The sequence below is a fragment of the Nocardiopsis sp. SBT366 genome, from assembly GCF_001083815.1.
GTDB classification, from domain to species: Bacteria; Actinomycetota; Actinomycetes; order Streptosporangiales; family Streptosporangiaceae; genus Nocardiopsis; species Nocardiopsis prasina.
Window position 1 is genome coordinate 1 of the sequence record NZ_LAVM01000121.1, and the last position, 11791, is coordinate 11791.

The 11791-nt window shown below is 71.8% G+C and carries 10 protein-coding genes; 5 read left to right on the plus strand and 5 right to left on the minus strand.

Annotated elements, in window-relative coordinates:
* Positions 1–399, plus strand: a 399-nt coding sequence (locus ADX84_RS23900; RefSeq protein ID WP_049579457.1) for a gamma-glutamyltransferase, incomplete at its 5' end; no start/stop codon positions are given.
* 356 nt (positions 400–755) lie between these two features.
* Here ADX84_RS23900 and ADX84_RS23905 read toward each other — a convergent pair.
* From ADX84_RS23905 to ADX84_RS23925, 5 genes are all read right to left on the minus strand, one after another.
* Positions 756–1946 carry a C40 family peptidase gene (locus ADX84_RS23905; protein WP_049579459.1) on the minus strand — a complete coding sequence of 397 codons (1191 nt, stop codon included), beginning with the start codon at positions 1944–1946 and terminating at the stop codon, positions 756–758.
* 194 nt (positions 1947–2140) lie between these two features.
* Positions 2141–3928: a bifunctional 3'-5' exonuclease/DNA polymerase gene (locus ADX84_RS23910; protein WP_049579461.1), complete on the minus strand. Its 1788-nt coding sequence runs from the start codon at positions 3926–3928 to the stop codon at positions 2141–2143.
* A 71-nt stretch (positions 3929–3999) separates the two neighbouring features.
* A complete protein-coding gene (locus ADX84_RS23915; RefSeq protein ID WP_049579463.1) occupies positions 4000–4920 on the minus strand; it encodes a 2-hydroxyacid dehydrogenase in 921 nt (306 codons plus the stop codon).
* A 98-nt stretch (positions 4921–5018) separates the two neighbouring features.
* A complete protein-coding gene (locus ADX84_RS23920; RefSeq protein ID WP_049579465.1) occupies positions 5019–5861 on the minus strand; it encodes an RNA methyltransferase in 843 nt (280 codons plus the stop codon).
* Positions 5862–5894: 33 nt separating this feature from the next.
* Positions 5895–6494: a hypothetical protein gene (locus ADX84_RS23925; RefSeq protein ID WP_049579467.1), complete on the minus strand. Its 600-nt coding sequence runs from the start codon at positions 6492–6494 to the stop codon at positions 5895–5897.
* Between the two features lie 443 nt (positions 6495–6937).
* Between ADX84_RS23925 and ADX84_RS23930 the strand changes: the two genes are divergently transcribed.
* The 4 genes from ADX84_RS23930 to ADX84_RS23945 all read left to right on the plus strand — a co-directional run.
* Positions 6938–8671, plus strand: a complete 1734-nt coding sequence (locus ADX84_RS23930) for a substrate-binding domain-containing protein (RefSeq protein ID WP_049579469.1) — start codon at positions 6938–6940, stop codon at positions 8669–8671.
* A 201-nt stretch (positions 8672–8872) separates the two neighbouring features.
* Positions 8873–10630, plus strand: a complete 1758-nt coding sequence (locus ADX84_RS23935; RefSeq protein WP_049579471.1) for a substrate-binding and VWA domain-containing protein — start codon at positions 8873–8875, stop codon at positions 10628–10630.
* A 163-nt stretch (positions 10631–10793) separates the two neighbouring features.
* Positions 10794–11393 carry a hypothetical protein gene (locus ADX84_RS23940; RefSeq protein ID WP_049579473.1) on the plus strand — a complete coding sequence of 200 codons (600 nt, stop codon included), beginning with the start codon at positions 10794–10796 and terminating at the stop codon, positions 11391–11393.
* Between the two features lie 99 nt (positions 11394–11492).
* A partial coding sequence (locus tag ADX84_RS23945) for a DUF2510 domain-containing protein (protein WP_049579475.1) occupies positions 11493–11791 on the plus strand: 299 nt, incomplete at its 3' end.

An 11791-nucleotide genomic window follows, 5' to 3' on the forward strand; every position in this document is an offset into this window, starting at 1 on the left:
ACCCTCTCCCCCACCCTGGTGACCCGCGAGGACGGTGAGGCGGTGCTGGCCATCGGCACCCCCGGCGGTGACCAGCAGGACCAGTGGACGACCACCGCGCTGCTGCGGGTGCTCAACGGCGTGGACGACCTCCAGGAGGCCCTGGACACCCCCATGTTCCACACCAACGCGTTCCCCAGCTCCTTCCACCCCCGTGAGACCGTGCCCGGCGACCTGGTGGTGGAGCCGGGGGTGGGCGACGGGGTCGTCGACGAGCTGCGGCGTCGCGGGCACCGGGTCCAGGTGGCCCAGGAGTGGTCCCTGGGCCGTCTGGCGGCGGTCGCCCGCGACCCGGAGAGCGGCGAGCTGCGCGCGGCCGCCGACCCCCGGGGCGCGCAGGGGTACGCCGCGGGGCGCTGACCCGGGGCAGACGAAAGCGCACGGATAGCCCCCTCCTGCTGGACGGGAGGGGGCTTTGTCTTGGGCTGGGGGTAGTGGCATGGCTTGACCGGCTCTTGCCAAATCGGTCGGTCACTGCTTATGTAGACCTGTGCGGCGGGACACCCGGCCTGCGAGGCCGCGGACTCCGCCACAACTCCATACCACCCCAAGGGCCGACCACCGCTGTCTCCCCCTCCCTCAGCGGCGGCCCTGTCCCCCCTCCTAACCGAGGCCTGCCTTCCCCTCCCGGCGGTTTTTCGGACATGGAGAAGGAAGGGCCGTGGTGCCACCGCCCCGGTGGCGCCACGGCCCTTTCCCGTATCCGGGACCGGCGGTCAGGTACTCACGCGCACCGCGCCCGCGTAGTTGGCGGTCCGTACCGGGGTGACGCGCACGTCCAGGCCGGTACGCGGCGCCTCCAGCATCTGGCCGTCGCCGAGGTAGATCGCCACGTGCGAGATGTAGTCGGGCGCGGTGGGGTCCGAACGCCAGAACAGCAGGTCGCCGCGTTCGAGGTCGTCCCACTCCACGCGCTCTCCCGCGTTCCACTGGTCGTGGGTGACGCGCGGAATGGACACGCCCTCCTCCCGGAACGCCCACTGGAGCAGACCGGAGCAGTCGAAGCCGACGTCGGGGGTGGTCCCGCCCCACACGTAGGGGACGCCCAGCTGGGTCTCGGCGTTCGCGATGACCTGCTCGATCACCGAGGAGGGGACGGCGTCGCCGTCGACCAGGGGTTCGGGGGCGTCGGCGACCAGCTGGAGGGATGCGTCCTCACCGAGGATCTCCTCCAGCTCATCGTGAAGCTCCCACAGGTCGGCGTCCGGGGCGGAGACGACCAGGGCGTTGCCCTCGGGCATGCCCAGTTCGCGAGCGAGCTCACGGGAGACGAGGGCGTCGATCCCGGCGATGCCGGAGGTGGCGTGGGTCCACACCTCCAGGGGAACCTCACCGTTGCCGCCCGCGAGGGTGATCTGGCCGCCGACGTCGAGTTCGCGTTCGGTGCCCACGTCCTTGGACAGCGCGACGTGGCCCTCGGCGACCCCCTGCCAGATCTCGTCGGACTCGGCGGAGGGTCGGGGGGCGTGGTTGCGGAAGCTGGAGGGGTTGACTCCCAGCAGGGAGGTGGGTTGGCCGTCGACCTCCACCCGCGCGGCGTCGACGGTCAGAACGTTCTTCACACCGTCGATGTCGCGGACCGCGTCGACGACCTCACGGGGGAGCTTCTCGGGGGCGACCGCGAAGTACTCCACGGAGCGCGCCTCACGGAAGGGCGCCACGTAGGTGTCGCGCCTGAGTTCGGCGACGTCGGCGACGTCCGGGCTGGGATGGGGGGTTTCGGTCTGGGAATCGGCCGCGCGGGGCGCGGAGCCGCTGGGGACGGCGTTCTCGGGGGAGAGCTGCTCGGCGAGGGGAGGCCGGTCCTGGACTACGGGGTCGGCCATCGCGGGGCTGGCCCCGAAGGCCGTGAAGGCGACCGCGAAGGCGGCCGTGGTACCCGCACATGTTCTGAGACGGTTCCGCACGGGGATCGATCACCCTTTCTGGGACCGCGGCGGGCGGGGGAAGCGCTGCGGCGCACGGCCTTAGATGACATGGTCCGGTCCAAGAATGGGCGTACCCGGTCGCGTTTGCAAGACGCCCACGCCGTCCGATACCGGACGTCCACCTATCAGCCGCTTGTCCGTTCCTTGCGGATATCGCGCCTTACGGCGGGTCGTCACAGGTCTGCATAACAGTCCGTAACCGACACGGTGAGGGGGAAGCGAACCGGGGTCTCTCCGAAGAGGATCTCCCGGGTCCGGACCTGGGCGCGGTCGATCGCGCGGAGCGTCTGGGCCGCGCGGTGCTCGGGGACGTGCAGGACGACCTCGTCATGGACGAAGAAGACGATCCCGCCGCCGTCGGGGGTCGCGGGGAGTTCCTGGCGAAGCGCGGCGAGCAGGACCAGCGCCCACTCGGCGGCGGTGGCCTGGACGACGAAGTTGCGGGTGAACCGGCCGTGCGCGCGGCGTCTTCGGTCACCGTCCGTCGCGGCTACTGTGGCCGACCAGTCGTGCGGGGCGGGCGAGGTGCGGCCCAACCACGAACGGACGATCCCGCCGCCCTCCCCGGTGCGGGCCGCGGCGTCCACGTACTCCAGGGCGCGCGGGTAGAGGCGGCGCATGGTGGCCAGGAGCGGCGCCGCGTCGCCGGACGTCTGCCCGTACATGGCGGCGAGCAGGCCGATCTTCGCGCGTTCGCGGTCGTCGCCCACGTGCACGGCCAGCCGGGTGTACAGGTCCTCCTCAGCCGCGGCGGCCGCGAGGGCGGTGTCCCCGGACACGGCGGCGAGCACGCGGGGTTCGAGCTGTCCGGCGTCGGCGCGGACCAGGACCCAGCCCGGGTCGGCCCGCACGGCCCGGCGGACCGACTTGGGGATCTGGAGGGCGCCGCCGCCCCGGGAGGCCCAGCGCCCGGAGACCACGCCACCCACCACGTAGTCGGGCTGGAAACGACCCAGCCGTGGGCCGTCCCCGCCCTCGCGGGGCAGTTCACGCACCCAGGTCTCCAGCCACGACCATCCGTTGGCGGAGTACAGGCGGGCGAGCTCCTTGTAGCGCAGCAGCGGCGGCACGAGCGGGTGGTCCACCGCCTCCAGGACCCAGGAGCGGGTGGACTCCACGGGGTGTCCGATCCAGGCCATCGCCCTGAGGACCTGGGCGGGCGAGTCCGGGTTGACCTCGTGACCGACGACCTCCCCGATCCGCGTGACCAGGTCGGCGAGGACCGCCGGGCGCTCGCCCGTGCGCGGACGCGGGCCGAGGATCTCGGTGAGCACCTGGTCGTGGACGTCCGGGCGCCAGGGCAGGCCGTCGTGGCTCATCTCCACTGCCGCCAGGGCGCCAGCGGACTCGACCGCGATCAGCAGGGCCATCCGCCCCGGTTCGGGCAGCGCCGCGACGCGTCCCCGCTGGTCGTCGTGGACCTCCGCCAGGGCGGCGAGCCGGTCGGTTCCGGGCGGAAGCGTGGAGCGGTCGGCCTCGAACAGCGCGGGCTGCGCGGCGGTCCCCTCCCCGAGCGGGCGCACCGGGTCGTCGGGGACCGCCAGGTCGTGCAGGCGGGCCCAGGCGGCGCCCAGGGAGTGGGGTTCGGAGTGGCGGGCCCCGTAGCCGAGCAGGAGGGCCTCGGTCAGCCCGACGTCGTGGCACCGGGCCACGCGCACCCCGGCACGGACCAGGTCGGGGTAGACGTCACCGGTGTCCGCCCAGACCCACCGGACGGACGAGGCCGCGGTGCGGTCTCCCACGCCCTCTCCGGTACCGGTCTCCGAGGCACCCTCGCGCCCCGCGCCGTCCTGCTCGGTGCGGTCCTCCTCGGAACGGTCCCGCTCGGAACGGGACTCCTCGACTGAGCGCACGGCGGCCGCGAGGTCCCGCACGCGGCGCGGCGGAGCGGCCGCGCCGCCCTCCCCGAGCTCCCGCAGCCACCCACCGCCCTCGCCGTCGGCGACCACCGCGATCCGCATGTGCCCAGTGTCCCCCCGGAGACCGACAATCGGCGGGCCGCCGCACGGGCCACCGGGGGGGGGTGCGACCGCTAGCTTCCGGGGCGCACCACGTTGTCCAGGGGTTCCCCGGCGGACCAACGGGCCAACTGCGCGTCCATGAAGGCCCGGGCGCGCGGGTAGAAGGCGGCGGAACCACCGGCCACGTGCGGGGTCAGGTACACGCCGGGGGCGTCCCACAGCGGGTGGTCGACCGGGAGCGGTTCGGGGTCGGTGACGTCCAGGGCCGCTCGGACCCGGCCGTTCTGGGCGAGCAGGGCGTCGGTGTCCATCACGGCGCCCCGACCGACGTTGACCACCAGGGCGTCGTCACGCAGCAGGGCGAACTCGTCCGCGCCGAACAGGCCCCTCGTCCGCTCGGTGAGCGGGGTGACGATGACGACCACGTCCGCCTTCGGCAGCAGGGCGGGCAGCTCGTCCACCCCGTGCACGTCCTCGTCCGGGCGGGCCCGGCTGGCCACCCGCACCACCTCGGTCTCGAAGGGCAGCAGCCGCCGCTCGATCGCCTGGCCGATGCTGCCGTAGCCGATGATCACCACCCGGGAGTCGGCGAGGGAACGCTGCGGGACCGAACCCCAGCGGTGTTCGCGCTGGTCGATCGCCCATCGAGGCAGGTCGCGCTGTGAGGCGAGGATGAGCGCGAGCGTGTGCTCGGCCGTGCTGGCGTCGTGCAGTCCCCGCCCGTTGCAGAGGGTGACGTGGTCGGGCAGGAGGTCGAGTACCTGCTCGTACCCCGCCGACACCAGCTGCACCACGCTGAGTTCGGGCATCCGCGCGATCATGTCCAGCCGCTCGTCCACGCCCTGGGTGGAGGGCGCGTAGGGCACCTGGTAGAAGGTGACGTCCTCCAGCCCCTCGTCGGGGGCCGGACCCCCGGTGTAGAGGTCGACGTGGAGTGATCGGGGCGCGTTGTCCCGGTTCTGCTCCCACTGCACCAGTGCTCGGCCGCCCATGTCGCGCGCCCTCCTTCTGCTCGGTCCGTGTCACCCGACACCCTAGGGGCTCACCCCGTCGGGGGACCGAGGGCGGGTACCCGGTCCGGCGGCCCCGGTCAGGCCCGATGGTCCCGTACGGCCACGGAACCGAAGCGGGAGAGCTCGTAGCAGGCGACCGCGGCCGCGGCGGTGACGTTGAGCGAGTCGACGTCGCGGTCGGCCATCGGGATGTGCACGCGCGAGGTGGCCCGCTCCAGCCAACGGGCGGACAGACCGTCGCCCTCGGTGCCGAGCAGCAACCCCACCCTGGCGTCGGGTGCCAGGGCGTCCATGGCCTCGCGGAGCGGCAGCGAACCCTCTCCGGGGGTGAGGGCCATCAGATCGAAACCGGCCTCGCGCAGGGTGTCCAGACCGCCGTACCAGTCGTCGAGGCGGGTGTAGGGCAGGGTGAAGACGGCTCCCATAGAGACCTTCACGGACCTGCGGTAGAGCGGGTCCGCGCAGCGGGGAGCCAGCACCACGGCGTCCACACCCAGGCCAGCGGCGCTGCGGAAGATCGCGCCGACGTTGGTGTGGTCCACCAGGTCCTCCAGCACGACGATGCTGCGGGCACCGGCCAGGACCTCGTCGAGCGCGGGCAGGGGCGCGCGGTGGTAGGCGGCCAGGGCGCCCCGGTGCAGGTCGAAGCCGACCAGCCGCTCCGCGGTCTCCTCACTCACCACGTACAACGGGGCGCCGGAGTCGGAGACCAGGTCGTCCAGGGCGGCGGCCCGTCGCTCCGTGAGCAGGAAGCTGCGGGGGACGAACCCGGCGGTGGCGGCGCGGCGGATCACCTTGTCGCCCTCGGCCATGAACAGGCCGTGCTCGGTCTCCAGGTGGCGGCGCAGGTTGACGTCGCGCAGCCGTGTGTAGTCGGCCAGACGCGGGTCGGCGGGGTCACTGACCCTGATGACATCCATGGTCAGCGATTATCCCGTGTGGCTCCGGGTGGGTCAGCCGATCTGGTCGGTGACGGCGCGCAGGCGCTGCCAGCGGGCCTCCTCACAGGAGCCCTTGCGGGAGAGTGTGGTGTCGATCTCCTCGCCCTCCCAGGTGCCCTCGATCGCCGCTTCCTGCGGGCCGTACACCTTGTCCGTGCAGACGGTGCCCGAGCGGACCTCGGTGAACAACTGGTCACCGGTGGCGGCCCCCTCGGGCCCCTCCTCGTCCGTCCCGGACTCGGAATCGGACTCGGCGGCGGTCGGGTCCCCGGCCGACTCGGCGGTGGCCTCGGCCATCACGGCGCAGGGCTCGGGGTCGACGGCCAGGTCGCCGGTGCAGTTCAGCGTCTGCACCCAGGCCAGGCCCCGGTCGCTGACGTTGATACGCAGGTGGCCGACGGGACCGTCGAGGTCGGTCGACTCCTCCTCGGGTTCGATGACGCTCCCGAGCACCTCCGGGGTGGTGACGTTCGTGGTCTCCACGGCCTGCGGCGGCAGCATCGAGGGGGCGACCAGCACTGCGTAGGCCACCGCTCCGGTGCAGCACGCTCCGGCGAGCAGCACGGTGCCGAGGCTGCCTCGGTTCCGACGGTCACTGTGCGAATGGGACATGCCATAACCCTCGGGGGTCGGTTGGTCACGGGGGACGACCGCCACGCGCGAAGCCCCGTTTCGGGGGCGTCGGCCAAACGGGCGCCAAGTATCGGTCAAGCGAATACCGGGCAATGGTAGCCGGGAGTGCGTACTGGTACCCGACCGGCGCCGTAACAAAGCGATCACCGCGCGCACGGGGGCGCTGCGTACGGGGCCGGCTGTGAGCCGGACCACCCCTGCCCTTCCACTCGCGCGTTACCAACGAGTAAGGTCCTGGGAGGAATCGTTCGTGTGCCACCGGTCGGTCGATCACATCCACACTGTGTGACGCCCTCCGCCCCGCGTTGGTTCTCACAGATCCCACCGCGGGTGCTGGCGCCGACCCCGCGACCACCCCCTGAAGACCGGCCCCGGGAGGCTCCAGACCCGGGACCGGAGACAGCCACACCCCCGGAGTGCCCGTGTCCACTGGACGCCATCGTCACCCCTCCCCGACCGCCGCCAACACCCGCAGGGTCGTGCGGTCGCCGCTGGGGATCACCGCGATCGTCGTCGCCCTCATTGCCCTCGCGGCGATCGCCGTGCCGGTCACCATGAACGCCCTGGGCTGCGGCGAGACGCGCTACCTGCGCGTCTCGACCACCCAGAGCGTCGCCCCGGTGATGCGCGCGGCGGCGACGGAGTTCAACGCGGACCGGCCCAGCTACGGCGGGGAGTGCGTGTTCGCGCAGGTCGACGAGATCGCGCCGCACCGGATCATGGCGGCGCTGACCGGTGGCCAGCCCGGTGACTCCACGATCGCCCCGCACGTGTGGGTGCCCGAGTCCTCCGCCTGGGTCGAGCTGGCCAGGGTCTCCGACGGCGGCGCCCACGGCATCGAGACCGACCCGCCCTCCCTGGCCAGCTCGCCCGTCGTGCTCGCCGCTCCCCCGGACACCGAGGGCATGCCGGACCAGGACGACGCGAGCTGGACCATGCTGCTGCCCGACGAACGCGACCCGGACCGCCCCGTGGTGATGGTCGATCCCAACCGGGGTGCCGACGGCATGACGGTGATGCGCGCGGTCCGCGAGCACCTGGGCTCCGGGGACGCCGCCGACACCGCCATGACCGACTTCGTGCGCGACGTCCAGCTGGACAGCGCCTTCGGCGAGATCGACCTGACCAACGTCTTCACCGGCTCCGCCGCCTCCAACGACCGGGTCGACCCGGTGATCGCCGTTCCCGAGCAGGCAGTGGTGGCCTACAACGACCGCCGCGCGGACTCGGCCCCCTCACTCCAGGCGCACTACGTCAGCGACGGCACGGTCAACCTGGACTACCCGTACGTCACCACCACCGAGGACGCGGAGCTCCGGGCGGCCGCCGCGGACCTGTACGAGGTGGTCCGGAGCACCGAGTACCGCGAGCGCCTGCGCGAGCTGGGCTTTCGCGACCCGAGCGGGGAGGCCGCCCCCGCGTTGGCCGAGCGGTCCGGGATCATCGCGGAGCAGCCACCCGCCGGGGACGACCTGACCGGCGACGCCCTGCTGGCCTCGGTCACCGACTGGAACCGGCTCTCCATGCCGTCCCGGACGCTGGTTCTGGCCGACGCCTCCCAGAACATGGCGGACGACCTCAACGGCGGGCCGCAGCGGATCGAGGTGGCCAAGCAGGCGGCGCTGATGGGTCTGGGCCTGTTCCCCGACGAGACGGACATGGGCCTGTGGCTGATGTCGGAGGAGTTCGGAGACGACGGCCGCGACCGGGCCGCGGACATGCACCCGCTGGGCGCTGGCGACGACGGCGGTGTCACCCGCCGCCAGGAGATGGTGAAGGTCGCCGAAGAGCTGGAGGTGGAGGGCGGCGGATCCCGTCTGTACGACAACATCCTGGCCGCCTACGACGAGGTGCAGGACAACTACGACGAGGACAGGATCAACAGCGTCATCCTGCTGACCGCCGGTCAGGACGAGGGGTCCAGCGACCTCTCCCACCAGGAGTTGGTCGCCGCCCTCCAGGACCGGTTCGACCCCCAGCGGCCGGTCACGATGTTCGTCATCGCCTTCGGTGAGCAGGCGGACGGCCCGGAGCTGACGCAGATCGCGCGCGCGACCAGCGGATCGTCCTTCGTGACCGAGGACCCGGACGAGATCGGCGACATCTTCCTCAGCTCGATCTCCCGGCGGCTGTGCGTCCCCAACTGCGACAACTGAGCCCCGCCCCGGGTCCCGTCTGCGTGGTTCGGGGCGTTGAGTAACGTTCCCACAGGTAACACACGGAAGGTCGCCCGACTCAGGAATTCGGCCGGTACACAAGGATTCGCCCGCTTCGCGAACGACGGGCGCCCGACACCCCTGTACGACTCATCCCCCTGTACGAACACCTCGTCCGTACACCACCTCGTGAGGAAAGCTGTGGGACGTCACCGCGGAAAGTACGCAGAAGGCCCCTCCGACCGGAGCAGACGGCGCCGGGGGCGCGGCAGTGCCGTCGCCGCCCTCGCCGCCGCGATGGTGATCGTGGTCGGTCTCGCCGTGGCGGGCGTGTACATGTTCGGGCAGGGCGACGGCTGCGGCAGCTCCGACATCGAACTGAACGTGGCGGTCAGCCCGGAGCTGGCGCCCGCCCTGGCCGACCTCGCCGGCGACTTCAACGACGAGGAGCACACCGTCGACAACCACTGTGTGCGGGCCAGCGTGCGCGAGGCCGACTCGGCCGACGTCGCCTTCCAGATCACCGGCTCCGGCGCCACCACCGGCGACACCGACTCCCACGTGTGGATCCCGGACTCCTCCGTGTGGCCGCGCCTGGTGCAGAGCCAGGCCGGGGACGCCGTCATCACCGAGACCGGCACCTCCGTGGCCCGCAGCCCCCTGGTCGTGGCCGAACTCGCCGAGTACGCCGACGACCAGGAGGAGACCACCTGGACGGACGTGGTCCCCACCGGCGCGCCCGGCGAGGAGAGCGACCGGGTCGTCCGCGTGGTCGACCCGACCCGCAGTTCCAGCGGACTGGCGACCCTCTACCTTCTGAACGGCGCCCTGGAGGAGGCGAGCCCCGACGCGGACACCTTCAACGCGCAGATGACCGCCGCGCTCCAGGCCCTGCACCGAGGCACCTCCGCGGACGAGGACTCCGCCTTCCTGGCTCTGAGCGGAGGCAACGCCGAGGCCCCGCCCGTGATGGTGATGTCCGAACAGGCCGTGTGGCGCTACAACACGGCCCACACCGACGCCGCCGCGCAGCCCAGCTACCTCGACGACGGCACCTACTTCCTCGACTACCCCTACATCGTGCGCAGCGAGGACAGCGAGATCACGCGCGCCGCCGAGGTGTTCCGCGCCTCGGTGCGCTCCGAGGCGGCGGCCGAACGTCTCCTCGACGAGGGGTTCCGCGGACCCGAGGGAGAGCTCGACGGCGGGGTACTGACCGAGGACGCCGGGTTCCGCGCCGAGCAGCCCACCGAGCTGCCCGCGCCCTCGGAGGGCTCCATCACGGAGCTGACCCGCTTCTGGAACCAGCTGAAGATGGACTCCCGCGTGCTGACCATCGTCGACGTCTCCGGATCGATGCTGGCCGAGGTGCCCGGCACCGGACTGACCCGTATGCAGGTGGCCGGGGCCGCCTCCGCCGAGGGCCTCCAGATGTTCTCCGACAGCTCCGAGCTGGGCCTGTGGGAGTTCTCGACCAACGTCAACAACAACCTCCACTACCAGGAGGTCGCCCCGATCCGGGAGCTCCAGGCCACCGACGACTCAGGGAGCGAGCACCGGGACGTGCTGGGCGCCGCCCTCCAGGCCATGCAGCCGCTCCCCGAGGGCGACACCGCGCTTTACGAGACCTACCTGGCCGCCTACCAGGAGATGTCGCGCACCTACCGCCCCGACCGCACCAACGTGATCCTCATGCTCACCGACGGGGACAACGACAACCCCGGGGGCATGGAGCTCGACGAGCTGATGTCGCAGCTCGAGTCCATGTCCAGCCCCTCGCGCCCCATCCCGATCATCACGATCGCCTTCGGCCCGGACGTGCGGAACCTGGAGCCGCTCCAGCGGATCGCCGCCGCCACCGGGGGCGCCGCGTACATGACCGAGGACCCGACGGAGATCGGGGACATCTTCCTCCAGGCCTTCTCCCTGCGCATCGTGACCGAGGAGGAGGAAGAGTAGGGGCCCGGAACGGAAGGTGACATGAACCTGTCCACCCACGGCGGGCTATGGACTTCTCACCCCCGGTGGCGTACCACAGGAAGGGCCCGGATTCGGGGACCCGTCACCTCCTGCGCCCGAATCGACGGGCCGAGGACCCACCGCGGTCGGATTGGGGAGTGCCATGGCGAAGGCGTGGATGGCCGGTGCCGAGAGGATCGACGGCGCGACAGCACGGACGGCCGCGGGGGTCGGTGCTCCCCGTGCCGTCTGGACGGTGACCGGAACGGACCCCGACGTGTGGTCGGCGCGCGAGGAGGCGCTCCGACTGGTCCACGAGGACAGAGCCGTGCACCTGGTGTGGAACCCGCGTGACGGAGGGGTGGCCCAGGCCCTGGCCGCCACCCGGCGAAGCCCGCTCCCCCTGGGCCGGACCGCGCGCTTCGACCGGTTCCTGGACCACGGCGACGAGGGGCGGGTCTGCATAGTGGTCGCCGTGGTGTCCCTGGAACGGGAGCCGTTCACCGACGGACCGCTGCTCGGTCTGGAGCCGATCCTGGAGTGGCTGGAGTCGTGGGGTGTGCCCAGGACCTGGCCCGCGGGACCGCCTGGTCTGTGGAGCAGCCCCGAGGATCGGACCCGCGTGTGGTCCAGGGGAGGGCACTTCGGCCACGACCAGGTCCCGGGCTCGCTGTCGACCGCGCCGGGCCGGGTGAACCCCGAGCACGTGCTGACCCCGGGCGCCCACCCCACCCTCGAACCACAACCCTCCGTGACCACATAGGCACACAAACGGAACCCCAAAAGCACCAAAACCCCACCACCCCGGAGAATCGGATACCACTGGTTAAGTACAGCTCCAAAACCCCTTAGTCTGTCGCCCATGGGTGGATCTATCGAGCCGGGTTGGTACGCCGACCCGCAGGGCGACGCGCAGACGCTCAGATGGTGGAACGGTGACGAGTGGACACGGCATACCCGTTCACTCAGCGAACTCCAGGGCGCCGCCGACGGCTCCGACGAGGAAGCCACCACCAACCTGGGCCAGGACGGGGGTTCGTCCCTGTCCGACGACGACGAGGGAACGGTCCGGCTGGGGACGAGCGCCCCGACGCCGGTCGACGACGATCCGAGCACCATGCGGATCGACCCCTCGTGGGCCCAGCAGCAGAACACCCCCGC